Origin of the sequence: Streptomyces sindenensis, assembly GCF_014649035.1 — a bacterium.
In the GTDB taxonomy this organism is placed as follows: domain Bacteria; phylum Actinomycetota; class Actinomycetes; order Streptomycetales; family Streptomycetaceae; genus Streptomyces; species Streptomyces sindenensis.
In genome coordinates, this window is the sequence record NZ_BMSG01000014.1 from 82,859 (window position 1) to 108,086 (window position 25,228).

The following is a 25,228-nucleotide window of genomic DNA, read 5'->3' on the forward strand; positions in this document are numbered from 1 at the left end:
CGTCAGCCGGCTTCGGTGAAGGCCGCGTCCATCTTCTTCGCCGCGTCGTCCGAGGCCTTCGCCACGTCCTTACGGCCGGAGACGATCTCCTGGAACATCGTCGGCAGCACCAGCGAGGCGTCGATCTGGCCCCAGGCGGGCGAGGCGGGGACGAACTTGGCGCCCGCGCCGAGGGTCTGGACGAACGGGGCGACGAAGGGCTCCTTCTTCGCGGCGTTGTCCCGGACGTCGGTGTAGGTGGGCAGGAAGCCCATCGCGTCGAACATCTGGGCCTGGGTCTTCTTGCCGGACAGCGACTTCATCAGGCCGACGGCGAGGGTGCGGTGCGAACTGCTCTTGAGGACGCCGAGGTTGTTGCCGCCCGCGAAGGCCGGGGCGATGGAGTTCTCCGCGACGCCGGGCAGCGGCACCACGGCGTACTTGCCCTTGACGGCGCCCGCCTCGACGGCCGCGTGGCTGAAGTCGCCGCCGATCGCCATGGCGGCCTTGCCGGAGGCGAAGGCGGTCACGGTGGCGTTGCCGCCCATGGAGGCGCACTTGGCGGCCGGGCAGTTGTCGTCGCCGAAGAGGGAGGTGTACGCCTCGATGCCCTTGCGGGACTTCTCGCTGTTGATGCCGGACTTGTACGTGCCGTCGGTCTCGCCCGCGAGTTCGCCGCCGTTGGCCCAGATGAAGGGCATCGCGCCGTAGGTGTACGCGCCGCCGACCGCGAGGCCGTAGAGGTCGGGCTTGGCCTTGCGGATCTTCTTGGCGGTGGAGATCAGCTCGTCCTGGGACTTGGGGGGATCGATGCCGAGGTCCTTGAAGACGTCGGTGCGGTAGTAGAGCGCCCGGACGCCGACGAAGAAGGGCGCGCCGTAGACCTTGCCGTCCACGGTGACGGACTGCTTGGCGATCGGGTCGGTGTCCCTGGCCTCGTCCCAGGCGCCGAACTCCTCGGTGATGTCGGCGAGTCCGCCGTCCTTGACGTATCCGGCGGTGTCGCTGTTGCCGTACTCGATGAGGTCCGGGGCGCTTTTGGGGTCGTTGAACGCGGCCTTGATGCGCTGCGCGCGGGTGTCGACGGGTATGTACTCGATCTCGACCTTCGCGCCCTCGTGGGCCTTCTCGAATTCGGCGACGGCCGCGTCGACGACCTTCTCCTTGGGCTTGTTGCCGACCTCCTGGAAGAGCCAGACACGGAGCGTGCCGCTCTTGTCGTCACCCTTCGCACTCGTGTCGGAGGTCTGCGGCGCACAGGCGGTGGCGGTGAGGCCGGCCAGCACAAGCGCCGCGACGGGGGCGGCAATTCGGGCAGAAAGCTTCATCCGGAACCCCTACCGGTCAAGCGTTGCATCATGTGCAACGTGCGTTTCGTTCTGCACAACTGGCAGGAGAGTAGGCCCGCGTTCCGGTGACGACAAGTGGTCTCGACCACTCTGTGACCAGCGGACGCAGCCCGTGCAACGCGACCGAACCGTCACCCTCCGTGAGCGGGCATGCGGAAGGCCCCCGGGGCGTGCGGTGTCGCACGCCCCGGGGGCCTTTCAGCGAGTGCGGGAGCCGGACCTACTTCTTGTCCTTGCCGCCGCCCTTGCCCTTGTCCTTGTCGCCGCCGGCGCCCATGGACTCGTAGATCTCCTTGCACATGGGACAGACCGGGTACTTCTTGGGATCGCGCCCCGGCACCCAGACCTTTCCGCACAGCGCGACCACGGGAGTGCCCTCCAGGGCGCTCGCCATGATCTTGTCCTTCTGGACGTAATGGGCGTAGCGCTCGTGGTCGCCGTCGCCCCTCGACACCTGCGGTGTCGGCTCGACGAGGGTCCCCGTACCTGCCCCGCGATCGGGCTCAAGAGTGCTCATAACCGCCAAGGGTACTGAAAGAGGCGGGGATCAGTTGAGTGAAGGGTCGTCCGGATACGTGGCGATCATCGCGAGCTCGCTGCGCTGGCGGCGGAGCACCGCACGCCAGAGCCGCTCCGGGCGCGGGGAGGAGACGTCGCCGGGCTCGGACTCGACCACGTACCACGCGCCCTCGGTCAGCTCGCCCTCCAGTTGACCGGGGCCCCAGCCCGCGTACCCGGCGAAGATCCGCAGCGAGCCGAGGGCGGGGCCGAGCAGCTCCGGCGGGGTCTCCAGATCGACCAGGCCGATCGCCCCGTGCACCCGCCGCCAGCCGAGCGGGCCCTCGTCGCCGGGGATCACGGCCACGCCGAGCGCGGAGTCGAGCGAGACCGGACCGCCCTGGAAGACCACGTCCGGCTCGCCGGTCAGGGCGGCCCAGGACGCGAGGATGTCGCCGACGCCGACCGGGGTCGGCCGGTTGAGGACCACGCCGAGGGAGCCCTCCTCGTCGTGGTCGAGGAGCAGCACCACCGCGCGGTCGAAATTCGGGTCCGTGAGGGCGGGTGCGGCCACGAGCAGTCGCCCTGTGAGCGAGGACACCTCGGTCATGGCACGAATGATCCCGCATCTTCGCCCTTCTCGGGAGGCGAGTACCCGTGATGCCGCCCTCAGGAGAGCGAGCGCAGCTCAGGGCGCACGGAGGCACGGGGAGCGCATCGTCCGGCGGGGACGCTGTGGGCCATCCGGACGGTAACCCTCCGCAAGATCGGGTGCGCAGAGGGTGTTGTGGCGGATTCATGACGTTCGTACACCCCCCTTCGCCTTACGGAAGGGGGGTAGGAGGCCATTACCCTTTTCGTTGGCCCCCTGCCCGACCACTCCGGAACGCGAGATACATGACCGGCACAGACGATGTCCTGCTTGTCCACGGCGGCACCCCGCTGGAGGGCGAGATCCGCGTCCGAGGCGCCAAGAACCTGGTGCCGAAGGCCATGGTCGCCGCGCTGCTCGGCAGCGGGCCCAGCCGCCTCCGCAACGTTCCCGACATCCGTGACGTGCGGGTGGTCCGGGGACTCCTCCAGCTGCACGGCGTCACCGTCCGCCCCGGCGACGAGCCGGGCGAACTGATCCTCGACCCCTCGCACGTGGAGTCGGCCAACGTCGCCGACATCGATGCCCACGCGGGTTCGTCGCGCATCCCGATCCTCTTCTGCGGCCCCCTGCTGCACCGTCTCGGCCACGCCTTCATCCCGGGGCTGGGCGGCTGCGACATCGGCGGCCGGCCGATCGACTTCCACTTCGAGGTGCTGCGCCAGTTCGGCGCGACCATCGAGAAGCGGGCCGACGGCCAGTACCTGGAGGCCCCGCAGCGGCTGCGCGGCACCAAGATCCGGCTGCCGTACCCCTCGGTGGGCTCCACCGAGCAGGTGCTGCTCACCGCCGTCCTCGCCGAGGGCGTCACCGAGCTGTCGAACGCGGCCGTCGAGCCGGAGATCGAGGACCTCATCTGCGTACTGCAGAAGATGGGCGCGATCATCTCCATGGACACCGACCGGACCATCCGGATCACCGGTGTCGACAAGCTCGACGGATACACCCACCGGGCGATCCCGGACCGCCTGGAGGCGGCCTCCTGGGCGTCGGCGGCGCTGGCGACCGAGGGCAACATCTATGTGCGCGGCGCCCAGCAGCGCTCGATGATGACCTTCCTGAACACCTACCGCAAGGTCGGCGGCGCCTTCGAGATCGACGACGAGGGCATTCGCTTCTGGCACCCGGGCGGCGCGCTCAACGCCATCGCGCTGGAGACGGACGTGCACCCCGGCTTCCAGACCGACTGGCAGCAGCCCCTGGTGGTGGCCCTGACGCAGGCGGCCGGGCTCTCCATCGTGCACGAGACGGTGTACGAGTCGCGGCTCGGCTTCACCTCCGCGCTCAACCAGATGGGCGCGCACATCCAGCTCTACCGCGAGTGCCTGGGCGGCTCCGACTGCCGCTTCGGCCAGCGCAACTTCCTGCACTCGGCGGTCGTCTCCGGGCCGACCAAGCTGCAGGGCGCGGACCTGGTCATCCCGGACCTCCGGGGCGGCTTCTCGTACCTGATCGCGGCGCTGGCGGCGCAGGGCACCTCCCGGGTGCACGGCATCGACCTGATCAACCGCGGCTACGAGAACTTCATGGAGAAGCTGGAGAAGCTCGGCGCGAAGGTGGAGCTGCCGGGCGGTTCCCTGGTCTGACCCCGCTCAGTGCTGCCGCACACAGCACTGCGCACCCGGCGCCCCGGTCCCCTCAGCGAGGGGGCCGGGGCGCCGGCTTTCCGCCCTCACGAGGCCCGGGCCCCCCGCGCGACCGCGCGAACCGCCCCGGAGTGGTGCCCGCGATCCGCTTGAAGTGCCGGGTGAGGTGGGACTGGTCGTGGAAGCCGACCGCACCGGCCGTCTCCCCCGGCGGCACGCCCTCCAGCAGCAGGCGGCGGGCCAGGTCGACCCGGCGGGCCGTCACGTACTGGTGGGGCGGCATCGCGTAGGCCGCGCTGAAGGCCCGTACGAGATGGGTCGGGTGCGCGTGGACCAGCCGGGCGGCCTCGGCGAGCGTGATGCCCTCCCGCAGCCGCTCGTCCAGCAGCTCGCGCAGGTCCCGGGCGACTCCCGGGCCGGGCCGGGGGTGCTCCGGGGCTTCCACGGGCCGCAGATGGCCGCGCAGCCGCTCCCCGACGAACGCCAGGCGGCTCTCCGCCTCCAGCGCGTCCCCCGGGTCCTCCAGGGCGGTGTGCAGCCGGGCGACGCGGACGCGCAGCAGCGGGTCCGCCAGATCGGGGGTGTCGACGGCGGGTCCGATGAAGCTCGCGTCGAGGTGGCTCATGTCCAGATAGAGCACCCGTTTGCAAGCCCTCCGGGGTAGCGGCCGAACCGTTGTGCGGTACCTGTGGCGGCAGCAGGCTGACGGTGCCGTCCGGGGTGCCGTGCCGGTGGCGGTCCAGGTCGTAGCGGACGGCCCCGTCGTCGACGATCAGGAGCGTCCAGGCGTCGTGGACGTGCATGGGGTAGGCGTGCTCGGTGAAGCGGGCGTGGAAGACCTCCACGACCCCGGCGACGGACGGTCGCCAGGCCGAGATCTCCTGCGGGCGGCTCACGCGGGTCACGCCAAGAACGTACAAGACGCTCCGGCGGGGCGGCGGCCAGTCTCGAACCATGGAAACCACGACGACGGAACCCACCGCGGCCCCCGGGAACGCTCCCGTCCGCTTCGACACGAAGATCGCGGTGCTGCTCCGCGACGACCTGGAGACCTGGCAGCGGCTGAACGTGACCGCCTTCCTGGTGAGCGGCCTGGGGACGGCGGCACCGGAGGTGATCGGCGAGTCCTACGAGGACGCCGACGCGACCGCGTACCTGCCGATGCTGCGGCAGCCGGTGCTGGTCTTCGAGGGGGCGCGGGAGACGCTGACCGCCGCGCACACGAAGGCGCTCGCCCGGTCCCTGACGGTGGCCGTGTTCACCTCGGACCTGTTCGCCACGGGCAACGACCGGGACAACCGCGCTGCGGTGCGGGCGGTGGGGCGGGAATCGCTGGACCTGGTGGGTCTGACCGTGTACGGGCCGCGGAACGCCGTGGACAAGGCCCTGAAGGGCGCGCGGATGCATCCGTGACGTGCCGGGGGCCCCGGGCGTACCGGCGGGGCTCCACGGGGCGCATGTGCCCCTGGCATGCGCAAGGGCGGCCACCCCTGGTCGGGAGTGGCCGCCCTCGTCGCGCCTGGGGTTACTTGCCCTTGGCGGCTTCCTTGAGCTTCGAGCCCGCGGAGACCTTCACGCTGTAGCCGGCGGGGATGTTGATCGGGTCGCCGGTCTGCGGGTTGCGAGCGGTGCGAGCGGCACGGTGGGTGCGCTCGAAGGTCAGGAAACCGGGGATGGTGACCTTCTCGTCGCCCTTGGCGACGATCTCACCGACGGTCTCGGCGAGCGCGGCCAGCACGGCGTCGGCGTCCTTGCGAGTCACCTCGGCGCGGTCGGCCAGGGCGGCCACCAGCTCACTGCGGTTCATGTTGTTACTCCCGTGTTCTTCTTGCCTGTGAGGCGTGAGATCGAAGCCGATGCTGCCAGGGCCCTCTGACAGTCCCCGGACCCGGGTCTGATGTCAGACCCTCTCGCCCGATTACGCATCCTGCCCCCACCAGCGGCGGGAAAGCCAATCCGGAACCCTTCGGAGTCAATGAAAAGCGCCACGGTTTGCTCGTGGTGACGCTCCGTCGACTTGGCCGAGCGGTCCGCAGCGGATGCCGGGCCCCGCAGGGCCCACTGCCCGCCCACCCTAAAGGGGCGTTTGTGGCACCGCGACCCGCGACGCGCCGTACGGCACGGGCGGGTGCGGCCGGGGGCACTTCGCGCGTACCCCCCGAAAGGACCCCGAAACGGCCGCGTCAGACGGCCGGGGAGGGGGCCCCCGCGGTGACGCCGGCGGCCTTCGCGGCGGCCCGTACGGCTCCGGCGACCGCGCCCGCGACCTTGTCGTTGAAGACCGAGGGGATGATGTAGTTCGCGTTGACCTCGTCCTCGGCGACCACGTCGGCGAGGGCGCCGGCGGCGGCGAGCATCATCTCCGTGTTGACGGTGCGGGACTGAGCGTCCAGCAGACCGCGGAAGACACCCGGGAAGACCAGCACGTTGTTGATCTGGTTGGGGAAGTCCGAGCGGCCGGTGGCGACGACCGCGGCCGTCTGACGGGCGATCGCGGGGTCGACCTCGGGGTCCGGGTTCGCGAGCGCGAACACGATCGCGTCGTCCGCCATCGCGGCGACGTCGTCGCCGTTGAGCACGTTCGGGGCGGAGACGCCGATGAAGACGTCGGCGCCGGCGACGGCCTGCTTGAGGGTGCCGGTGACGCCCTCGGGGTTGGTGTTGTCGGCGATCCAGCGCAGCGGCGAGTCGGGGTCGGCGGCGACCAGGTCCTCGCGTCCGGCGTGCACGACGCCGTGGATGTCGGCGACCACCGCGTGCTTGACGCCCGCGGCGATGAGCAGCTTGAGGATGGCCGTACCGGCCGCGCCCGCGCCGGACATGACGACCCTGACGTCGCCGATGTTCTTGCCCACCACGCGCAGGGCGTTGGTGAGGGCGGCGAGCACGACGATCGCGGTGCCGTGCTGGTCGTCGTGGAAGACGGGGATGTCGAGGGCCTCGCGCAGCCGGGCCTCGATCTCGAAGCAGCGGGGGGCGGAGATGTCCTCCAGGTTGATGCCCGCGAAGCCGGGGGCGATGGCCTTGACGATCTCGACGATGGCGTCGGTGTCCTGGGTGTCCAGGCAGATCGGCCAGGCGTCGATGCCGGCGAAGCGCTTGAAGAGGGCCGCCTTGCCCTCCATGACGGGCAGCGCGGCCTTCGGGCCGATGTTGCCGAGGCCGAGCACGGCGGAGCCGTCCGTCACAACTGCGACGGAGTTGCGCTTGATGGTGAGGCGGCGCGCGTCCTCGGGGTTCTCGGCGATGGCCATGCAGACCCGGGCGACACCGGGGGTGTAGATCATCGAGAGGTCGTCACGGTTGCGGATGGGGTGCTTGGACGCCATCTCGATCTTGCCGCCGAGGTGCATGAGGAACGTACGGTCGGAGACCTTGCCCAGCACGACGCCCTCGATGTCGCGCAGACCTTCGACGATCTCGTCCGCGTGCGAGGTGGAGGAGGCGGCGATGGTGACGTCGATCCGCAGCTTCTCGTGGCCGGACGCGGTCACGTCGAGGCCGGTGACCGAGCCCCCGGAGGACTCGACGGCCGTGGTGAGCTGGGAGACCGCGGTGCCGCTCGCGGGCACCTCCAGCCTGACCGTCATCGAGTACGAGACGCTGGGCGCCGTTGCCATGGCCGAGTCCTTCGCTTTCCTTAGCTTCATTGCCGCACATCCGGAGGGTGGGTTCCAGATGTGCCTTCCGATCGTCGCACCTACCGACTGGTAGCCGGTAATGACTGCCGTCTTTCGGAAAGTAGTTTCCACCATACGAGAGATCACCCGTTCGGCGGAACCCCCAACGGGCCGGAAAGCGCCGACGGACCGCCCACAACGACAACAGACCCGCGCCACCGGAAGGTGGCGCGGGTCTGTCTTTTCCGTTGAGATGGCACCGACCCGCCATGCTCGCCTCGCGGCAAGTGGTCGCTCGAAGCGACGAAGGTTGGGCCCGGGGGCTTGGATCGAGCCGGTGCCAGTACCAAGGTAACAAAGACCCCGGAAAAGTGATTCCCGTGCGCCGGGTTGACTCTCGAAACCCTTCCGTGTCAGTCCCTGAGCAGGTCCGGCACCCCGTCCTCGTCCGGCATGTCCCGCTCCCCCGAGACCACCGTGAGCTGCTGCGTCGCCCGGGTCAGCGCCACGTACAGCACGCGCAGCCCGGCCGGGGACTCGTCCGCGATCTCCGCCGGCGAGACGACCACCGTGGCGTCGTACTCCAGCCCCTTGGCCTCCAGGCTGCCCAGCGCCACCACCCGCTCCCCCAGCTCCGCCAGCCACTCGCGGGCCTGGGCGCGCCGGTTCATCGCGACGACCACGCCGACCGTGCCGTCCACCTGCTCCAGCAGCCGGGCGGCCTCCTCGCGGACCGTGGCGGCCAGGCCCGCCTCGCGGACCGGCTCGAAGCGCGGCACCACCCCGGTCGAGCGGACCGCCGCCGGGGACTCCATGCCGGGCATCGCCAGCGCCAGCACCTTGGCGGCCAGCTCCGCGATCTCCGCCGGGTTGCGGTAGTTGACGGTGAGGGTGAAGCGGCGGCGCGGCCGGGAACCGAGCGCCTCGTCCCGGGCCGCGGCCGCCTCGTCCGGGTCGGACCAGGAGGACTGGGCCGGGTCGCCGACGATCGTCCAGGTGGCGTGCCGGCCACGGCGGCCGACCATGCGCCACTGCATCGGAGTGAGGTCCTGCGCCTCGTCGACGATGACGTGCGCGTACTCCGTGCGCTCCGCCGCGAGCCGCTCGGCCCGCTCCCACTGGGTCTCCTCGCGCTGCGGCATCAGCTCCTCCAGCCCGGTGAGCTGATCCAGCGGATCGGCCTCGCGCTTGCGCTTGGGCCGGGCGGGGGTGCCCAGCAGCGCCTGGAGTTCGTCCAGGAGCGCCACGTCGTGGACGGAGAGCGGACCGCCGCCGTCCGCGTCCAGGCGCTTGAGTGAGCGGGCCAGGCGGCGCACCTCGCCCTGGTTGAGGATGCGCCGGGACCAGCGGGCGAGCCGCCGCTCGTCGGCCATCGCGGCGAGCACCCGGCGGGGCGTCAGCTCGGGCCACCAGGCGTCGAGGAACTCCAGGAACGGGGTCTCGGTCGAGACGTCCTCGTCGAACGAGGAGCGCAGCTCCGCGATCAGTTCCGGGTCGGTGTAGCGGCCGCGCCCGGAGGACTTGTTCCACAGGGCGTCCAGCAGCAGCTTGCGGGCGCGCGGGCGCAGCAGGTTGACCGGTGTGGTGCCGCCCAGGACGTTGTGCCGGATGCGCTTGAGTTCGTCCGCCTCCAGCTCGATCCGGGCCCCGAAGGCGACGACGCGCAGCCGGGTGGGGGTGGCCGGGGCGGCCGCCTGCGCGGGCTCCTCCCCGAAGGCGAGCTGGCCGCTCCCGTTCACCGGCGGCGAGATCTCCAGGGCGCCCCGGGCCGCCTTGCGCAGCACGGGGAGCATCCGGGAGGAGCCCTTGACCCGGGCGACGGCGGGTTCGTCGTACGCGGTGGCGCCTTCCGGGCCGGCCGCGTCGTCGGAGAGCGAGCCGATCGCGCGGATCGCGACCTGGCCCTCCTCGCCGAGCGAGGGCAGCACCCCTTCGGTGTACGCGACGAGGAGCGGGGTGGGCGAGACGATCAGGATGCCGCCCGCGTACCGCCGCCGGTCCTGGTAGAGCAGGTAGGCCGCCCGGTGCAGGGCGACGGCGGTCTTGCCGGTGCCGGGGCCGCCGGTGACCTCGGTGACGGAGGCGGCGGGGGCCCGGATGACCAGGTCCTGTTCGGCCTGGATGGAGGAGACGATGTCCCGCATGGTGTGGCTGCGGGCCTGGCCGAGCGCCGCCATCAGCGCGCCGTCCCCGATGACCGGAAGCTTCTCGCCGCCGAGGAACGCCGTCAGCTCCGGGCGCATCAGATCGTCCTCGACCCCGAGGACCTTGCGGCCCTTGGAGCGGATGACCCGGCGGCGAACCACCCGGCCCGGATCCTTCGGGGTGGAGCGGTAGAACGGGGCGGCGGCCGGGGCGCGCCAGTCGATCACCAGCGGCGCGTAGTCGGAGTCCAGGACCCCGATCCGGCCGATGTGGAGCGTCTCCGCGATATCGGCGGTGCCGTCGTCGCGCACGGAGTCCTCGGCCGGCTCCACGGAGGTGTACGCGCCGTCCGGGCCGCGCTCCCCGTCCTTGCCGAGCAGCAGATCGATCCGCCCGAAGAGGAAGTCCTCGAACTCGCTGTTCAGCCGGTTGAGGTGGATCCCTGCCCGGAACACCTGGGCGTCCCGCTCCGCGAGCGCGCCGGGGGTACCGACCTGGCCGCGCTTGACGGCGTCGTTCATGAGGAATTCCGCCTCGTGGATCTTCTCTTCGAGGCGGTGATAAACACGGTCGAGATGCTCTTGCTCGACACCGATTTCCCGGTCCCGCAGCGATTCGACAGCGGCATCCTGCGCGGCCACCGAGGCCCCCTTCTTAACGGCACTGGGCAGCCGTCAACCCTATAGCGAAGGGGGCCCGGGCGCACCTGCCGACCGGCAGGCGGTCGCGCGTCGCGCCCTGGTCAGGCCCCGATCTCCACCAGCCGCTCCCCGTCGAAGGTCCGCACCTCGAAGCGGGCGATGTCCTCGCGGTCCATCGCCGCCCCGCCGTGCACGTACAGCGGGGCCTTGGCCGTCGGGTTCGTCGCGCCCTCGATGCCGTACCCCCACCGCGGGACGGACCAGGAGGTGACGACCTCCTCCTCACCGGTCCTGGAGACGGCTACCAGCGTGCACTTCTGCGGTCCCTTGACGTTCTTCAGCTCCAGGACCGTGTGCGTGCCCCAGGCCTTCTCCTCCATGCCGACGGTCGCGCCGACCCGGGTGGTGGGGTCGGTCGCCGAGACCTTCTCCGTCATGTGCTCGAAGAAGGCGTCCTCGGCCGGGCTGGTGGGGTGCGGCTCGCCCACGGCCACCGGTCCGCCGCCGCGCTCGTCACCCGCCGTGACCGCGAAGGCGGCGACCGGACCGCCGACGATGAGGGCCGCGGCCGCGGCGACCCAGTACCGGCTGCGCCGGGTGCGGCGGTGGCGCCTTCGCGCGACCTCGTCCATCAGTCCGCCCAGCAGCCGGGGCGCGGGCTTCTCGGGCACATGCGGTACGGGGCGGGCGCCGGGCACGGCGGACGGGGCCTCGGAGAGCATCGCGAGCATCGGCTCCATCCCCGCGAACTCGTCGAGATGCGCGGCGCACCGGGCGCAGCCCGCGAGATGGGCCTCGAACTCGCCGGCCTGGGCGTCGTCGAGGATGCCGAGGACGTACGCGGCGGCCGCGTCGTGCTCGGACCCTTCGGAGCCGGCGGGCTCCGGACCGCGGCCGGGACCGGCGCCGAAGCGTCCGGGCGGGCGGGAGGAACCCGGCGGGCCGGACGGGCCGGGGACGCCGGTGAGGTGCGCGGGCCCCGAGGGGTGTGCGGGGCCCGCCGCATACGGGGGACTTGAGGGACCGGACGGCGTGCGGTGGCCGGGAGGCCGGGGCCCGAACGGCTGCCACTGCTGGTCGCTCATGCCGTGATCCCCCTCTCTTCGAGTGCGAGCTTCATCGAGCGCAGTGCGTAGAACACCCGGGACCGCACGGTCCCGCTGGGGACACCGAGCACGTCGGCGGCCTCGTTGACCGTACGCCCCTTGAAGTAGGTCTCGACCAATGCTTCCCGGTGCGCGGGGGTCAAATCTTCGAGCGCGTCCGAGAGCGTCATCAGCCACAGCGCCTTGTCGATCTCGTCCTCCGCGGGAATGACCTCCAGCGGCGACGGATCGACCTCGCGCGGCCGGGCCTGCCGGCTGCGGTGGTTGTCGATGACGATGCGCCGGGCGACCGTCACCAGCCAGGGTCGGACGGAGCCGGTGGCCCGGTTGAGCCGGCCGGCGTTCTTCCAGGCACGGATGAGCGTCTCCTGCACCACGTCCTCGGCCCGCTGGCGGTCGCCCGCGACGAGTCGGAGGACGTACGCGAGCAGCGGCCCGGCGTGTTCGCGGTACAGCGCCCGCATCAGTTCCTCGTCCGGTATCCCGGAGGGGGACGAGGGCGGCTCACTGCGATGTCGAGCCCTGGGCGGACGGTCATCGGCCACGGCCGCATCCTTGCGCACCCGAACCTCCCGGTCGAGACCTCTGAAACGAGCTCCTGGACCATCGATACGGGAGGGTGCGCCGGTTCATTCAACGCCGGGCGGAATTTCTTTCTCCGGGCCGGGCGGGCCGGGTTCACCCGGGCCGTACGCGCCGGGTGCCGCCGGGCCGGACGCACCGGTCGTCCCGGAGATGCGGCGCCGGTGCCGGGCGACCCGTTCACGGTTGCCGCAGACCTCGCCGGAGCACCAGCGCCGCCGGCCGCCGCGCGAGGTGTCCAGGTAGAGCCGGTGGCAGGCCTCCCCCTGGCAACGGCGCAGGGCGGCCCGCGCGACGGGGTCGGTGAGCAGGTCCACCGCGTCCCGGGCGACGACGGCGAGGAGACCCGCGCAGTCGGGCGCTCCGCTCAGGACGCGTACGAGGCCGCCGTCCGCGCCGCGCACCGCCCGGGGGCCCGGAGGCGCTGCGGAAGCAAGGGAATTGACCCGCTCCAGCGCACCGTCGGCCGGGGGGCCGTCGAGCTGAGCCGCCATCAACCGCAAGACATCGGAGCGCAGTTCGTGGAATCGAGCCACCCAGGCCTCGTCCAGCGCCGCCAGCGCGGTGCCCGGCGGGACAAGCCGGGCGTCGGTGAGCCACCGGGCCAAGTGGCCCGGAGAGACGAGCTGTTCGCAGGTGCCGGGGACTCCGCCCGCCCGTTCCGTGGCCACGAGGTCGAGGCAGATCCGGCCCGCGTCGAACCGCCACATCCGCGCACCCCTGCCCGCTGCCATGATCCCGCTCACCGCCCTGGGTCACCCGGTGGAACGCCCCTCCCCAGAGTGCTCCTGTCGGAGCCCGGCCGGAACCCCCGCCGCCGCCCCCGTACCGTGATGACCGTGGGACACGAGGGGGAGATTCGCATGGACCCGTACGACGCGAGCGCCTTCATCGGCTTCGGGGGACTGCGGCTGCGCCGGTGGCACGAGGGGGATCTGGCCGCGCTGCTGCGGGCGTACGAGGATCCGGCGATGCGACGGTGGCTGGACACCCAGGTCTCCGGGCCGGAGGGGGCGGCCGACTGGCTGGAGGCGCAGCGTACGGGGTGGGCGGCGGGCACCCGCTTCGCCTTCGCCGTCACGGAGACCGGGCGGGAGCGTGAACCGCTCGGCAACGTCGTGCTGAAGCGGCCGGATCCGGTGAGCGACCGTGCGGAGGTGGGCTATTGGACGACGGCCTCGGCGCGCGGCCGGGGCGTCGCCCCACGGGCGCTGACGGCGCTCACCGACTGGGCGTTCACGGCCTTCGCCGAACAGGGCCCGACCCGGCTGGAGCTGCTGCACCAACTCGACAACGTCGCGTCGTGCCGGGTGGCGGAGAAGTGCGGATACCCGTTGGCGCGGGTGATCCCGGCGCTGCCGCCGAAGTACCCCCTGGACGGCCATGTGCATGTGCGCGAGGCTCCGGCGGCCGTGGCGGTCAGCCCGTCGGCGGGTCGTCGTGGAGAAGCCGCTGGAAGAGATGGTGGTCGCGCCAGCGGGCGTTGATGTGCAGATAGCCGGGCGCGGTGCCGGTCCGTTCGAACCCGGCCTTGGCGAGCACCCGTTGGGAGGGGACGTTGTCGGTGACGGTCGCGGCCTCGACGCGGTGCAGGCCGAGCCGGTCGCGGGCCGCCTCGCAGACCGCGCGGACGGCCGCGGTGGCGAGGCCGCGCCCGGCGTGGCCCTCGGCGACCCAGTAGCCGAGGCGGCCGTTGCGGAACGGGCCCCGCTCGATCGCGGAGAGCGTGAAGGCGCCGATCACCCGGTCGTCGGGGTCCGCGAGCACCCAGGGCATGGCCCGCCCGGCGTCCCGGTCGGCCAGCAGGGCGGTGAGCCGGGCGGCCTGGCCCTCGACGGTGTAGAAGGCCTCGGAGCGCACGGGCTCCCAGCGGCGCATGTACGCGCGGTTACGGGTGAGGGTGGCGGCGAAGGAGGGCGCGTCGGCGAGTTCGGCGGGCCGGAAGGCCACGTCCGCGGCGAGCAGGTGGGTGTGGTCGGTCATCGGGTCACGCTATCCGGGGCGGCCGGACTCCCAGGGACGCGGCCCGGCTCCTGACGGGGGCCCGGCTCCTACGGACGCGGGCCGGCTCCTGCTGGGGGGCCGGCTCCTGCTGAGGGCGCCCGACTCCTACGGACGCGGCCCAGCTCCTGCTGGGGGGCCGGCTCCTGCTGAGGGGCCGGCTCGTGCCGAGGGGGCCGTCAGCGCCCGTACTTCGTGTCCGCCGACGGGTCCAGCGCCAGCCGGTAGCCGCGCTTGACGACCGTCTGGATCAGCCGGGGCACGCCCAGCGCCGAGCGCAGCCGGGCCATCGCCGTCTCCACCGCGTGCTCGTCGGAGCCGCTGCCGGGCAGGGCCCGCAGCAGGTCGGCGCGGGCCACCACCCAGCCGGGGCGGCGGGCCAGCGCGTGCAGGAGGGCCATGCCCGCGGGCGGCACCGCGCGCAGTTCGTCGTCGACGAGGACGGCGTGGCCCCGGATCTCGACGCGGTGTCCGGCGACGGGCAGGATGCGGGCGGCCGCCGGAAGATGGGCGCACATCAGCTGGACGAGGGGGCCGAGCCGGAAGCGTTCGGGCTGGAGGGTGTCGATGCCCCGGGCCTGGAGCGGGAGGGCGGTGACCGGTCCGACGCAGGCGACCAGCACGTCGTCGCGCAGGGCGCCGAGGACCTCCGGGAGCAGTCCGCGGGTCTCGGCCCGGCCCAGGAACGAGGCGGCGGCGGGCGCGCTGGTGAAGGCGATCGCGTCCAGGCCCCGGGCGGCCGTGACGTCGAGCATCCGGTCGAGCGGGGCGAGGTCCTGCGGCGGCATCCAGCGGTAGACGGGGACGACGACGACCTCGGCGCCCGCGGCCGTCAGGGACTCGACGAAGCCGGGCAGCGGTTCGCCGTGCAGTTGGAGGGCGACCCGGCGTCCGGCGACGCCCTCGGCGAGGAGCCGGTCGAGGACCTCGGCCATCGATTCGGACCCGGGCGACCAGGCCTCGGAGAGCCCGGCGGCCCGGATCGCGCCCTTGACCTTGGGACCCCGGGCGAGGAGTTCCACCCCGCGCAGGGTCTCCAGGAGCGCGTCACCGATGCCCCAGCCGTCGGCCGCCTCGATCCAGCCGCGGAAACCGATCGCGGTGGTGGCGACCGCCACGTCGGGGGCGTGGCCGATCAACTCCTTGGTGGCGGCGAGGAGCTCGCTGTCGTCAGCGAGCTGCACGATCCGCAGGGCGGGGGCGTGCAGGACGGCGGCCCCGCGGCGCTTGAGGAGGGTGCCCAGCTCCTCGGCCCGGCGGGCGGCGGTCACCCCGACGGTGAAGCCCGCGAGGGGGCCGTGCGTTGTGTCGTCGTCCTGCATGGCGTGTTCCCGGCTCCCGTGTTCCCGCTGGTGCGCGATGGTTTCCCGCTGATACGCGATGACTTCCGCTGATGAGGTGATGTGCGGAGGCCCGAGCCTGCCAACCGTGCGTGACAGGCTCGGTTCCCCCGTATTTCCCGGCCGTTACGTCCGATGTCCCGGCCGTTACGTCCGACGACGCCGGACCGTGCCGTTCCTACACCTCCGCGTAGCCGAGCTGGGCCCGGGCGGGCACCGGTGCGGGGCGGCGAAGGTATACCGCCCAGGTGATCGCGGTGCACACCCCGTAGAAGGCGAGGAAGGACCAGAAGGCCGCGGTTCCGGTGCCGGAGCCCTGGAAGGACTGGCGGAAGGCGAGGTTGATCGCCAGGCCGCCGAGGGCGCCGACGGCCCCGATCAGTCCCATGGCCGCGCCGGAGAGCCGTCGTCCGTGGGCGGCGGCCGCCTCACTGTCCAGGCCCCGGGCGAGCGCCTTGGTGTGGAAGATGCCGGGGATCATCTTGTACGTCGATCCGTTGCCGAGGCCCGTCAGGACGAACAGGGCGGTGAAACCGGTGAGGAAGACCGGCAGCGAGGCGGTCCCCGAGGCGTGGATGACGACGCCGGTGGCGGCGGCCATCGCGACGAACGTGGCCAGGGTGATGCGCGCCCCGCCGTACCGGTCGGCGAGGCGGCCCCCGACGGGCCGGATCAGGGAGCCCAGCAGCGGGCCGATGAAGGTGAGCGAGGCGGCCTGGAGCGGGGTCCGGCCGAACTGGGTCTGGAGCACCAGGCCGAAGGCGAAGCTGTAGCCGATGAACGAGCCGAAGGTGCCGATGTAGAGGACCGACATGATCCAGGTGTGCGGGTCGCGGAGGGCCTCCAGCGCGGCCCCGGTGTCGTTCTTCACGGGCCGCAGGTTGTCCATGTACAGGGCCGCGCAGAGGGCGGCCAGGATGATCAGCGGGAGGTACACGCCGAGGACGACCCGGGGGTGCGAGGCGCCCAGGGTGCCGATGACGAGCAGGCCGACGAGCTGGACGACGGGGACGCCGATGTTGCCGCCGCCCGCGTTGAGTCCGAGCGCCCAGCCCTTCTTGCGCAGCGGGAAGAAGGCGTTGATGTTGGTCATCGACGAGGCGAAGTTGCCGCCGCCGATGCCGGTGAGCGCCGCGACCGCGACGAATGTGCCGTACGAGGTTCCGGGCTCCATCACCCAGAACGCGGCCAGGGTCGGGACGAGCAGGCTCACCGCGCTGAAGATCGTCCAGTTGCGGCCGCCGAAGCGGGCGACGGCGAAGGTGTACGGGACCCGCACCAGCGCGCCGACGAGGGTGGCGGTCGAGATGAGGAAGAACTTCCCGGCCGGGTCGATGCCGTACTCCGGTCCCATGAAGAGGACCATCACCGACCACAGGGTCCAGACCGAGAATCCGATGTGCTCGGAGAGCACGGAGAACCAGAGGTTGCGGCGGGCGACCCGTTCGCCTTTCTCCCGCCAGAACGTCTCGTCCTCGGGCTCCCAGGTCTCGATCCAACGGCCTGCCATCACGCGCCTCCACGGGGGGTCGGGGTGTTGTTCCCGACGCTAGGGAGCCCGCGTTTCGGCGTGGTGCCGCGAGGTGACCGGTGCGCAACCTTGCTCTCACCGGGCCGTTCCCGGCCCGGTGAGATGCGGTGCCCGCTACCGTCCGCCGTCCGGCCAGAGGCGGGGCCGGCGTCTGGCGGCGACGTCCTCCACCCAGCCCACGGCGACGATCATGAGCGCGATCAGCGGCCAGACGAGCAGGGTCATCAGCAGGGTGTACCCGGCCTCGACCGCCGATCCCAGGTGCGCGTCCACGTACGGGATCTCCCAGAGGAGGTCGAGCAGCGGGATCGTCGCCATGATCAGCAGGTTGTGCCAGAGGTAGATCGTCACGGCCCGGTTGTTGGCGAGCGTGACCAGCCGGTCGAAGCGGGCCAGCCGGCCGGGCAGTTCCCGCCAGGACGGGGCGTACTGGAGCAGGATCACGCAGAAGCCGAGCGACCAGGCCGCCTGGGCCAGCGGGATGTCGTTGAGGTCCCAGCCGTCCGCCGTGAGGTGCCCGGAGGCCCACCACAGCCCGAAGCCCATGACGATCGACGCCAGCGAGATCGTGAGGTAGCGCGGCACGTCCTTGAACAGGCCGTCGTGGTGGGCGAAGCCCAGGATCCAGCAGGAGCCGAAGACCGCGAAGTCGGTCAGCGCGTTGCCGGTCTCGCCCGGGACGGTCACCAGGCCGGTGCCGATCACGGCGGTCAGGCCGAGCGGGGCGAGCAGCGTCGCCCAGGGCAGCCTGCGGAACGCCCGGAGCAGCAGGGGCGAGGCGAGGACGAACCAGAGGTAGGCGCGGATGTACCAGAGGGGCCCGGCCGCCTGGACCGCCCAGGTGTCCTCCAGCAGTCCTGCCCGGTCACCGCTGGACCAGGGGAAGGGGGGAGCACCGACCGGGAAGACGTACCAGGCGAGCTTGACGAACCACCAGGCGCCCTCCGACTTCACCGGCTGCCAGCCCAGCGCGAACATCATCGGTACGACGACGAGCGCGAACACCCACATGGGCGGCAGCAGGCGGCGGATCCGGCCCCGGACGACGCCCAGGGCCGGGCGGCCCAGCGAACGGGCCATCAACGAGCCGGCCAGGGCGAACATCACGCCCATCGAGGGGAACAGGATGGTCAGCCAGGCCCAGCCGAAGATGTGGTAGATCACCACGCGGACCAGGGCGATCGTCCGGAGCAGGTCGAGATAGCGGTCCCGGCCGGGCTTCCCCTGGGCGGCGGGGGGCACCACGGGGGTTCCGGCGGGCACGGTGGCGGCGCTCATCCGACGGGCCTCCTCTCGGGGACGGCCCCGGAGCCGCGCCGCTGGGCGGAGACGCCGCCGGGGGCCTCCACCGCGCCGGTGCGGCGCAGCTTCTGCCAGCGCAGCCGGCCGCCGGTGAGCGCGGTGATCCAGGACTGGAGCAGCACGACGTACATGAGCTGGCGGTAGAGGATCTGCTGGAGCGGCAGCGAGAGGAGGTGCGTCATGCGTTCCCTGTCCAGCCGGAAGGCGTACGCGGCGCAGACCGCCTGGACGACCAGCACGCCGAACCACGCGGCCACCGTCTTGCCGGTCGGGCCGAAGACGAGTCCGTACAGCAGGAACACGTCGATGAGCGGCGCGAGCAGCGGGGCGACGACCATGAACAGGGAGACGAACGGCAGGCCGACCCGCCCGAAGCGGCCCGAGGGCCCGCGTTCGATGACCGCGCGGCGGTGCTTCCAGATCGCCTGCATGGTGCCGTAGCTCCACCGGTAGCGCTGCGACCAGAGCTGCTGCACGGACTCCGGGGCCTCGGTCCAGGCGCGGGCGTTCTCGGCGTAGACGACCCGCCAGCCGTCCCGGTGCAGGGCCATGGTGACGTCGGTGTCCTCGGCGAGGGTGTCCTCGCTCATCCCGCCGACCCGCTCCAGGGCCTCGCGGCGGAACGCCCCGACGGCGCCGGGGATGGTGGGCATGCAGCCGAGCACGTCGTACATCCGGCGGTCCAGGTTGAAGCCCATCACGTACTCGATGTGCTGCCAGGCGCCGATGAGGGAGTCGCGGTTGCCGACCTTGGCGTTGCCCGCGACGGCCCCGACCCGGGGGTCGGCGAACGGCTGGACCAGCTCGCGGACCGTGGCCGGTTCGAAGACGGTGTCGCCGTCCATCATCACGACGATGTCGTAGCGGGCGTGCCGGATGCCGTTGTTGAGGGCGGCGGGCTTGCCCGCGTTCCGCTGGCGCACCACGCGTACGTGCGGCATCCGCATGGCCTCGACCAGGTCCGCGGTGCCGTCGGTGGAGCCGTCGTCGATGACGATGATCTCGATGGGGTGCTCACTGGCGGCCAGGGAGCGCACGGTCGCCTCGATGCACTCGCGTTCGTTGTACGCGGGGACCAGGACGGAGACCGGGCGGCGCAGGGGTTCGCCCCAGCTGAAGTTCCTGCGGCGGACCTTGCGGGCGTGCAGGAAGGAGAGCAGCAGCATCAGGCCGAAGCGGGCCAGCACCAGGGCGCCGATGGCGGCGAGCCCGACGACCAGGACGCCGGTGACCCGTTCGGACACGGCGACGGCGGAGACGAACGCCTTGCCCTTCCACAGGGCGAACCCGGTGACCGGGGTGTGCGCGCTCGGGGCGTCCAGGGCCGTGGTGAGGCGGGTGAAGGTGTAGCCCTTCTCCTTGAGGTCCGGCAGGAGGGTGTCGAGCGCGGCCACGGTCTGCGAGCGGTCGCCGCCGGAGTCGTGCATCAGGATGATCGCGCCCTTGCCGTTCTTCGGCGTGGCCCGCTCGACGATCGCCCGGACCCCGGGGCGCTTCCAGTCCTCGCTGTCGGTGTCGTTGACGACGGTGAGGTAGCCGCGGCTGCCGATGTACTCGGTGACCGGCCAGGACTTGTTGTCCATGGCGTCCGAGAAGGAGGAGTAGGGCGGCCGGAAGATCGAGGTGCGGATGCCCGCCGCGCCCGCCAGCGCCAGCTGGTTCTGCGACAGCTCCCAGTCGATGCGCGCGGTGGACTGGTAGGAGAGGTCGGGGTGGTTGAAGGTGTGCAGGCCGAGTTCGTGGCCCTCCTCCACCATCCGCCGGACCAGGTCCGGGTGGCGGGCGGCCATGTTGCCGGTGACGAAGAAGACGCCGTGGGCGTCGTACTCCTTCAGCTTGTCGAGCACCTTCGGCGTCCACACCGGGTCCGGGCCGTCATCGAAGGTCAGGACGATCCGGCGGTCGGGTATGCGCAGGGTCTTCGCGTCACCGGAGCGGGCGTCGATGACGGGCCCGCCGGTCAGGACGTCCTTCGGCACCCGGTGGGTGGGGGCGGCGTCGCGGACCCGGTGGTCGGCGAGGATCTCGCTGTGCACGTATCCGCGCAGCATCAGCATCGCGAGCAGGGCTACGAGAAGGGTCGTCGGCAGGAGGTAGCGCATGGGGAGCCTGAGCCGGCTCCGGCCACGGGACGCCCTGCTCTTCCTGCTGTCCTTGCCGTTCCTGCCCCGCCTGGCGGGGGAGTTCATTTACGGGGCGCTCTCTTCTTGCACCGGCTGTTCGGGGTCCTCGACGGGCGGAGCCGTCGATTCGGTCGGCTCCGGCTCGGTGGTCGGTGGCGTGGGGTCGACCGGCGGTTCGGCGGCCGAGGTCGTGGGGGCCGGCTTCGTGGCGCCACCGCCGCCACCGCCCGTGGCGGGGCGGGACGGGTCCGCGGGGGCGGACGCGGACGGGCGCTCCGCCGAGCCGGCGGGCACGACCACGGAGGTGGCCGACGGGGTGGCGCCCGCGGGGGTGCCGGACGCGTCGGCCGTCGGGGAGCCGGAGGCGCTGGGCCCCGGCTCCGGGGCGCCGTCGTCGGACAGGCCGTCGTCGACGGTGCCGGTCTCGGGAAGGTCCTCGACCTGCTCCGCCTGCGCCTCCTCCTTGGGCCCGGACAGGGGCAGCCAGGGGGCGCTGGAGTTTCCGCCGAGGACGGCGAAGACCAGCGTCACGGCGTAACCGGTGCAGACCGTGGCGAGGACCCAGCCGAGGCGTCGGAACGTCTTGCTGCGGCGGCCGCTCTCGTCGACGAAGACGGGGCCGTCGGAGCCCTCCGGCGGGGCGGGTTCGCCGGGCAGTTCGGCGAGCTGACGGCCCAGTCCGTCGAGCTGGATCGTCGCGTCGTTGGGCTCGTGCGTGTGCCCGGTTCTCATGCCTTCGCGCCAATTGTCCACAGGTGCAGCCCATCCCCCCACTCAATGACTCAGGCGCACCGAACTTGACTGGTTCTTTACTGTCGGACTGGGCCCCCACCCGTCCACGAACCTGGTGTCCATGCACCCGGACGATGAATGTAGCGCACGACGTTGACGCCCAAGTGCCCCTGAACGGAGTTGATCAGGAACGGTTGCGCATCAGTGACAGATCGGACTCCGGCAACCATGCCCCGGACGGCCGGACCAGCCATCCCTCGGCAAGGGCCAACTGGTCAGTAGCGTTGCGCAGCGCGTCCACGCCGGGATGCCGCAACCCCTTCCGCCAGACCAGCGACACCGGCGAAAGCGGAACCGGGTCGACGAGCGGGCGCAGCACGGTCCCGGGCAGCGGCGGGAAGTCGACGACAGCGAGCACGGGGTACCCGCCCTTCTCCATGACCCGCTGGAATTCGGCCACACCCACGGCGAGCGGAACGGGCGGGGCCATCACGATGCCCCACTCGGCGAACAGCGACGCGGCGAGGTCGGTCCACTCCCGGGTCCGCTCATTGCCGGCCCCCGCGTAGACGGTCTCGCCGGACAGCTCGGCCAGGGCGACGGTCTCGCGTTCGGCGAGGGGATGGGACAGCGGCAGCATCAGGGCCATCGGCTCGTACCGCACAGGGTGCGTGGAGAGCCCCGCCCGCACGGCGCGGGCCAGCCCTGCGGCCCGGCCGAAGGAGGCGTCGAGCCGGCCGGCCAGGATCTCGGCGGCGGCCCAGGTGAGCCCGGACTCGAAGCGGGCCATCAGCTCGCACTCGGGCGCCAGCTCACGGGCGCGCCCCAGCACCCGGGCGGCGGTGGCCCCGTCGCTGTTCAGGTCCACGAGCAGCGGCCGGGCGGGCGCGCCGCTGAAGGCCCCGGCGAGTTCGGTGTGCGCGTCGAGCACCCGGCGGGCGTACGGCAGCAGACGTTCGCCGTCCGGGGTGAGGGCGACCTGCCGGGTGGTGCGGACGAACAGTTCGGCGCCCAGTTCGCGCTCCAGCCGCCGGATGTCCCGGCTCAGCGCCTGCTGCGCGACGAAGAGCCGGGCGGCGGCCCGGGTGAAGTGCAGTTCGTCGGCGACGGCGAGGAAGGCGCGCAGGAGTCGGGGGTCGGTGTCGGCGGGAGGCACGCCGCGAATCTACCGCGTGCGACCACATTCACAACACGTGCGCGTGAATTGCTCCGCAGAAGGTGTTGGACCGGGACGGCGGGGCACGGCGAGCCTGGTCCGTATGCCGATATCCCCTGCCGCCCGTCCCCAGACCGCATTCCGGCCCGACCGGGCCTCCGTTCCCCTTCTCGCCGTATCCGGCGGGCAACTGGTCGCGGCTCCGCGCCCCGCGCCGACGAGCGCCGCGCCCCGGCGGGCGCGGTCGTCGTCGAATCCGTACCTCCGGCTGCTGGCGACGCCCGGGGCCCGCGCCTTCACGGCGGGCAACCTCATCGCCCGGCTGCCGATGGGGATGCTCAGCGTCAGCGCGGTCATCATGATCGCCGGGTCCCGGGGCTCGTACGCCCTCGCCGGGGCCGTCACCGCGACCGGGCTGGCGGCGACGGCGGTCGTCGCGCCGTTCACCGCCCGGCTGGTGGACCGCTTCGGACAGGCGCGCGTCGCCGTGCCCGCCACCGCGCTCGCCGTACTGGGATCGCTGGCCCTGGTGCTGTGCGTGCACCACGACGCCCCGGCCTGGACGCTGTTCGCCGCGTACGCCGCGACCGCGACGACCCCGAACACCGGCGGGATGTCGCGGGCCCGCTGGGCGCATCTGCACCGGGGCGATCCGGCGGCCCTGCACACCGCGAACTCCTTCGAGCAGGCCGCCGACGAGCTGTGCTTCATGCTGGGCCCGGTGCTGGCCGCGACGCTCTGCGGGGCGCTGTTCCCGGAGGCGGGCACGCTGGTGGGGGCGGTGCTCCTGATGACCGGCGTCCTGATCTTCGCCGCCCAGCGCGCCACGGAACCGCCCGTCACCCCGCGTACGAGGGCGGTGGCCTCGCCGCTGCGCACGCCGGGGATGCCCGCACTGCTGGCGGTGTTCCTCGCCACGGGGGCGGTGTTCGGGTCGCTGGAGGTGGTCTCCATCGCGCATGCCGGGGGCGCGATCCTGGCGCTCCAGGCGGCGGGCTCGTGCGCGGCCGGCCTGCTCTACGGTTCGCTGCGGCCCACCCGGAACGTCCACCTCCGGCTGCTGCTGTGCCTGGCCGCGATGACCGCCCTGATGTCCCTGCCGCTGCTGGCCGCCACCGGGTCGGCCCCCCTGCCGGTCCTGGCCCTCTGCCTGCTGCTGGCGGGGGCGGCGACCGCGCCGACGATGGTCACGGGCATGACGCTGGTCCAGCGGGCCACGCGCCCGGAGCAGTTGAACGAGGGCATGACGCTCGCGGTGACCGCACTGCTGGGCGGGGTCGCGGCCGGGGCCGCGGTGGGCGGCTGGCTGGTCGAGCACGCGGGCACGGCGCCCGGCTACGCGGCCCCGATGTCGGCGGCGGCCCTCGCGCTGGCCATCGCGGCCGCGGGCCGACGAAGGCCGGACCGCACCCCGGCGCGGGCCTGTTGACGGATCCGCACGGGCGGCCCCCGGAGCGTCCGGCCGCTGTCACGGGCCGCCCCTACAGTGACCCGATGGCCGCCACGAAGAGAAGCCCGAAGAGCCCGGTGGACGTCGAGCCCGGTGCGGTGTTCGCGTTCCGCACGTCGCCGCTCCACCCCGGCTCCCCGCCCGGGACCGGGCGCTTCGGCGCACTCGCGGTCGTCGCGCGGACGCCGGAGGTGATCGTGGTGGCCGTCTTCGACGGGGTGTGGGACCGGGTGCCCGCGCTGGAGGAGGTACGGGAACACCGGGTGCTGCGGCGTCGGCGGTTCGCGCACACGGGGCGTCCTGCGGTCTTCGCGTGCGGGGTGGACGACCCGACCGGGCTGACCGGCCTCACCGCGCTGGGCACCGCCCCGCTCACCGCCGAGCAGACGAAGCCGGCCGCTCCCTACCTCTCTCCCCGGAGCGTCGGCACATCGTTCTCCACCCTCGCCCTGGCCGACAGCGATGTGGAGGGCGAGTGGCGCTGGGCTCACGACCGGGAGGCACTGCTGCGGGAGCAGGAGGCGGTCGAGGAGCGGCGGAGGCTTGCGGCGGAGGCGGAGAAGGAGCGGTACGCGGACCGGCTGGCGGCACTCACCTGGGAGCAGCTCCTGTCCGAGACCCCGTTCGAACGGTGGACGCCGTCGCCGCCGTTTCCCCCGGCCGCGTTCCGGCGGGCGGCCGTACGGCGGGTGCACCGGGCCTGCCGGGAGCTGCGGGACCTGGGGCCCGAGCCCCGGAAGCCCGCCGCACGGAAGGTGCTGAAGTCGCTGGTGCAGTGGTTCAACACCGCCGACCGGGCGGCGGGCTGGGGCATCGAGACGGAGGAGCGCGAGGACATCAGCCTCGTCCTGGAAGAGCTGGCGCATGTCGCCGGGCACCCGTCGCTCGTCATGGAGGCCGACGCCTGGCGTGAGTGGTGAGCGGGCGCGGCGCGGAGGCGTGAAAAAGCCGCTGCCCCGCGAGCGAACTCGCGGGGCAGCGGCCTACATGGGAATTGTGGAGATGGCGGGAATCGAACCCGCGTCCAACGGTGCGGAACCAGGGCTTCTCCGAGTGCAGTTCGCTGCGCTTTTCTCGGCCCCGGAGGTCACGCGAACAAGCCTCCGACAGGCCCAGCCACTGTTTGATTTCCTTCTCGGCCCCGTGGCCGGACCGAGAAGTTTAGATCCCTAGCTGATGCCAGGATCCGGGTCGGGATCACCCCCGGGCTGACACTCCGCAGAGTCTTCGCTAGCTGCTAATTAGGCAGCGAGGGCGAAGGCGGAGGAATCGCGCTTGGAATTGGCGATTATTGTTTGCGACATATGGTTTACGAGATCATTGCCGCTTCCTCGACTCGCTTCCCCTGCTTCGACATCCGCTGTCGAAACCGATCATCCCCATGTGGTGTTTTCAAAACGCGCACCTTCGCTGAGGTGCACGGCCCATCGTACGT

At 72.1% G+C, this 25,228-nt stretch carries 22 protein-coding genes, 1 other RNA gene and 1 pseudogene; 5 read left to right on the forward strand and 19 right to left on the reverse strand.

What is annotated here, in order from left to right:
- Positions 1 to 2: 2 nt before the first annotated feature.
- From IE145_RS17415 to IE145_RS17425, 3 genes are all read right to left on the reverse strand, one after another.
- Positions 3 to 1,307, reverse strand: coding sequence for an extracellular solute-binding protein (locus IE145_RS17415; RefSeq protein WP_189525949.1), 1,305 nt, complete (start codon positions 1,305 to 1,307; stop codon positions 3 to 5).
- Positions 1,308 to 1,548: 241 nt separating this feature from the next.
- Positions 1,549 to 1,845, reverse strand: coding sequence for a DUF3039 domain-containing protein (locus tag IE145_RS17420; RefSeq protein WP_006124925.1), 297 nt, complete (start codon positions 1,843 to 1,845; stop codon positions 1,549 to 1,551).
- Positions 1,846 to 1,875: 30 nt separating this feature from the next.
- Positions 1,876 to 2,436, reverse strand: coding sequence for a YqgE/AlgH family protein (locus IE145_RS17425; RefSeq protein WP_189525950.1), 561 nt, complete (start codon positions 2,434 to 2,436; stop codon positions 1,876 to 1,878).
- 287 nt (positions 2,437 to 2,723) lie between these two features.
- Between IE145_RS17425 and murA the strand changes: the two genes are divergently transcribed.
- Complete coding sequence (murA, locus tag IE145_RS17430) at positions 2,724 to 4,064, forward strand: UDP-N-acetylglucosamine 1-carboxyvinyltransferase (RefSeq protein WP_006124927.1); 1,341 nt, start codon at positions 2,724 to 2,726, stop codon at positions 4,062 to 4,064.
- A 52-nt stretch (positions 4,065 to 4,116) separates the two neighbouring features.
- Here the strand turns inward: murA and IE145_RS33935 are convergent, their stop codons facing one another.
- Both IE145_RS33935 and IE145_RS33940 read right to left on the reverse strand, forming a co-directional pair.
- Positions 4,117 to 4,689 carry a helix-turn-helix transcriptional regulator gene (locus IE145_RS33935; protein ID WP_373296596.1) on the reverse strand — a complete coding sequence of 191 codons (573 nt, stop codon included), beginning with the start codon at positions 4,687 to 4,689 and terminating at the stop codon, positions 4,117 to 4,119.
- Positions 4,690 to 4,699: 10 nt separating this feature from the next.
- Positions 4,700 to 5,020: pseudogene (locus tag IE145_RS33940) on the reverse strand (AraC family ligand binding domain-containing protein); the annotation flags it as partial.
- Here IE145_RS33940 and IE145_RS17440 point away from each other — a divergent pair.
- Complete coding sequence (locus IE145_RS17440; RefSeq protein ID WP_189525951.1) at positions 5,019 to 5,477, forward strand: DUF2000 domain-containing protein; 459 nt, start codon at positions 5,019 to 5,021, stop codon at positions 5,475 to 5,477. The pseudogene IE145_RS33940 and the gene IE145_RS17440 sit on opposite strands and share 2 nt — an antisense overlap.
- Positions 5,478 to 5,589: 112 nt before the next feature.
- On the opposite strand, the gene IE145_RS17445 is transcribed toward IE145_RS17440, so the two are convergent.
- The 6 genes from IE145_RS17445 to IE145_RS17470 form a co-directional block, all read right to left on the reverse strand.
- Positions 5,590 to 5,871, reverse strand: coding sequence for an HU family DNA-binding protein (locus tag IE145_RS17445; RefSeq protein WP_003968811.1), 282 nt, complete (start codon positions 5,869 to 5,871; stop codon positions 5,590 to 5,592).
- 376 nt (positions 5,872 to 6,247) lie between these two features.
- The gene (locus IE145_RS17450) at positions 6,248 to 7,684 is read right to left on the reverse strand and encodes an NAD-dependent malic enzyme (protein ID WP_189525952.1); all 1,437 of its coding nucleotides are present in this window, start codon (positions 7,682 to 7,684) and stop codon (positions 6,248 to 6,250) included.
- Between the two features lie 413 nt (positions 7,685 to 8,097).
- The gene (locus tag IE145_RS17455; protein WP_189525953.1) at positions 8,098 to 10,470 is read right to left on the reverse strand and encodes a HelD family protein; all 2,373 of its coding nucleotides are present in this window, start codon (positions 10,468 to 10,470) and stop codon (positions 8,098 to 8,100) included.
- 101 nt (positions 10,471 to 10,571) lie between these two features.
- Positions 10,572 to 11,555 (reverse strand): anti-sigma factor family protein, encoded by a 984-nt coding sequence (locus IE145_RS17460; protein WP_189525954.1) that lies wholly within the window; start codon positions 11,553 to 11,555, stop codon positions 10,572 to 10,574.
- Positions 11,552 to 12,139, reverse strand: coding sequence for a sigma-70 family RNA polymerase sigma factor (locus IE145_RS17465; protein ID WP_189525955.1), 588 nt, complete (start codon positions 12,137 to 12,139; stop codon positions 11,552 to 11,554). Before IE145_RS17465 ends, IE145_RS17460 begins: the two co-directional genes overlap by 4 nt.
- Positions 12,140 to 12,205: 66 nt before the next feature.
- Entirely contained in the window at positions 12,206 to 12,892 is a 687-nt protein-coding gene (locus IE145_RS17470) for a CGNR zinc finger domain-containing protein (RefSeq protein ID WP_189525956.1), read from the reverse strand.
- 129 nt (positions 12,893 to 13,021) lie between these two features.
- On the opposite strand from IE145_RS17470, the gene IE145_RS17475 reads away from it, so the two are divergent.
- The gene (locus tag IE145_RS17475; RefSeq protein WP_189525957.1) at positions 13,022 to 13,645 is read left to right on the forward strand and encodes a GNAT family N-acetyltransferase; all 624 of its coding nucleotides are present in this window, start codon (positions 13,022 to 13,024) and stop codon (positions 13,643 to 13,645) included.
- Here the strand turns inward: IE145_RS17475 and IE145_RS17480 are convergent.
- The 7 genes from IE145_RS17480 to IE145_RS17510 all read right to left on the reverse strand — a co-directional run bounded on the left by IE145_RS17480 (position 13,578) and on the right by IE145_RS17510 (position 22,343).
- On the reverse strand, positions 13,578 to 14,141 hold the full coding sequence (locus IE145_RS17480) for a GNAT family N-acetyltransferase (RefSeq protein ID WP_189525958.1): 564 nt from the start codon (positions 14,139 to 14,141) through the stop codon (positions 13,578 to 13,580). The genes IE145_RS17475 and IE145_RS17480 overlap by 68 nt on opposite strands.
- A gap of 197 nt (positions 14,142 to 14,338) precedes the next feature.
- The gene (locus IE145_RS17485; RefSeq protein ID WP_189525959.1) at positions 14,339 to 15,481 is read right to left on the reverse strand and encodes a uroporphyrinogen-III synthase; all 1,143 of its coding nucleotides are present in this window, start codon (positions 15,479 to 15,481) and stop codon (positions 14,339 to 14,341) included.
- A 196-nt stretch (positions 15,482 to 15,677) separates the two neighbouring features.
- Positions 15,678 to 17,009 (reverse strand): nitrate/nitrite transporter, encoded by a 1,332-nt coding sequence (locus IE145_RS17490; protein ID WP_189525960.1) that lies wholly within the window; start codon positions 17,007 to 17,009, stop codon positions 15,678 to 15,680.
- A 135-nt stretch (positions 17,010 to 17,144) separates the two neighbouring features.
- Entirely contained in the window at positions 17,145 to 18,308 is a 1,164-nt protein-coding gene (locus IE145_RS17495) for an acyltransferase family protein (protein ID WP_189525961.1), read from the reverse strand.
- Positions 18,305 to 20,521, reverse strand: a complete 2,217-nt coding sequence (locus tag IE145_RS17500; protein WP_373296597.1) for a bifunctional polysaccharide deacetylase/glycosyltransferase family 2 protein — start codon at positions 20,519 to 20,521, stop codon at positions 18,305 to 18,307. The genes IE145_RS17495 and IE145_RS17500 overlap by 4 nt, the downstream gene beginning before the upstream one ends.
- A complete protein-coding gene (locus tag IE145_RS17505) occupies positions 20,522 to 21,208 on the reverse strand; it encodes a hypothetical protein (protein ID WP_189525963.1) in 687 nt (228 codons plus the stop codon).
- A gap of 163 nt (positions 21,209 to 21,371) precedes the next feature.
- Positions 21,372 to 22,343, reverse strand: a complete 972-nt coding sequence (locus tag IE145_RS17510; protein ID WP_189525964.1) for a LysR family transcriptional regulator — start codon at positions 22,341 to 22,343, stop codon at positions 21,372 to 21,374.
- A 103-nt stretch (positions 22,344 to 22,446) separates the two neighbouring features.
- On the opposite strand from IE145_RS17510, the gene IE145_RS17515 reads away from it, so the two are divergent.
- Both IE145_RS17515 and IE145_RS17520 read left to right on the forward strand, forming a co-directional pair.
- Positions 22,447 to 23,772: an MFS transporter gene (locus IE145_RS17515; protein WP_189525965.1), complete on the forward strand. Its 1,326-nt coding sequence runs from the start codon at positions 22,447 to 22,449 to the stop codon at positions 23,770 to 23,772.
- 65 nt (positions 23,773 to 23,837) lie between these two features.
- Positions 23,838 to 24,713: a hypothetical protein gene (locus IE145_RS17520; protein WP_229825622.1), complete on the forward strand. Its 876-nt coding sequence runs from the start codon at positions 23,838 to 23,840 to the stop codon at positions 24,711 to 24,713.
- 74 nt (positions 24,714 to 24,787) lie between these two features.
- Here IE145_RS17520 and ssrA read toward each other — a convergent pair.
- Positions 24,788 to 25,174, reverse strand: a transfer-messenger RNA (tmRNA) gene (ssrA, locus tag IE145_RS17530).
- Between the last annotated feature and the right edge of the window lie 54 nt (positions 25,175 to 25,228).

What these genes read in the sequence shown, in the direction of transcription:
- murA (WP_006124927.1), top strand. Translation starts at nt 2,724, where the DNA reads ATGACCGGCACAGACGATGTCCTGCTTGTCCACGGCGGCACCCCGCTG.
- IE145_RS17415 (WP_189525949.1), bottom strand. Translation starts at nt 1,307, where the DNA reads ATGAAGCTTTCTGCCCGAATTGCCGCCCCCGTCGCGGCGCTTGTGCTG.
- IE145_RS17480 (WP_189525958.1), bottom strand. Translation starts at nt 14,141, where the DNA reads ATGACCGACCACACCCACCTGCTCGCCGCGGACGTGGCCTTCCGGCCC.
- IE145_RS17515 (WP_189525965.1), top strand. Translation starts at nt 22,447, where the DNA reads ATGCCGATATCCCCTGCCGCCCGTCCCCAGACCGCATTCCGGCCCGAC.
- IE145_RS17520 (WP_229825622.1), top strand. Translation starts at nt 23,838, where the DNA reads ATGGCCGCCACGAAGAGAAGCCCGAAGAGCCCGGTGGACGTCGAGCCC.
- IE145_RS17470 (WP_189525956.1), bottom strand. Translation starts at nt 12,892, where the DNA reads ATGGCAGCGGGCAGGGGTGCGCGGATGTGGCGGTTCGACGCGGGCCGG.
- IE145_RS17425 (WP_189525950.1), bottom strand. Translation starts at nt 2,436, where the DNA reads ATGACCGAGGTGTCCTCGCTCACAGGGCGACTGCTCGTGGCCGCACCC.
- IE145_RS17460 (WP_189525954.1), bottom strand. Translation starts at nt 11,555, where the DNA reads ATGAGCGACCAGCAGTGGCAGCCGTTCGGGCCCCGGCCTCCCGGCCAC.
- IE145_RS17495 (WP_189525961.1), bottom strand. Translation starts at nt 18,308, where the DNA reads ATGAGCGCCGCCACCGTGCCCGCCGGAACCCCCGTGGTGCCCCCCGCC.
- IE145_RS17420 (WP_006124925.1), bottom strand. Translation starts at nt 1,845, where the DNA reads ATGAGCACTCTTGAGCCCGATCGCGGGGCAGGTACGGGGACCCTCGTC.
- IE145_RS17500 (WP_373296597.1), bottom strand. Translation starts at nt 20,521, where the DNA reads ATGAACTCCCCCGCCAGGCGGGGCAGGAACGGCAAGGACAGCAGGAAG.
- IE145_RS17440 (WP_189525951.1), top strand. Translation starts at nt 5,019, where the DNA reads ATGGAAACCACGACGACGGAACCCACCGCGGCCCCCGGGAACGCTCCC.
- IE145_RS17475 (WP_189525957.1), top strand. Translation starts at nt 13,022, where the DNA reads ATGGACCCGTACGACGCGAGCGCCTTCATCGGCTTCGGGGGACTGCGG.
- IE145_RS17490 (WP_189525960.1), bottom strand. Translation starts at nt 17,009, where the DNA reads ATGGCAGGCCGTTGGATCGAGACCTGGGAGCCCGAGGACGAGACGTTC.
- IE145_RS17485 (WP_189525959.1), bottom strand. Translation starts at nt 15,481, where the DNA reads ATGCAGGACGACGACACAACGCACGGCCCCCTCGCGGGCTTCACCGTC.
- IE145_RS33935 (WP_373296596.1), bottom strand. Translation starts at nt 4,689, where the DNA reads ATGAGCCACCTCGACGCGAGCTTCATCGGACCCGCCGTCGACACCCCC.
- IE145_RS17445 (WP_003968811.1), bottom strand. Translation starts at nt 5,871, where the DNA reads ATGAACCGCAGTGAGCTGGTGGCCGCCCTGGCCGACCGCGCCGAGGTG.
- IE145_RS17450 (WP_189525952.1), bottom strand. Translation starts at nt 7,684, where the DNA reads ATGGCAACGGCGCCCAGCGTCTCGTACTCGATGACGGTCAGGCTGGAG.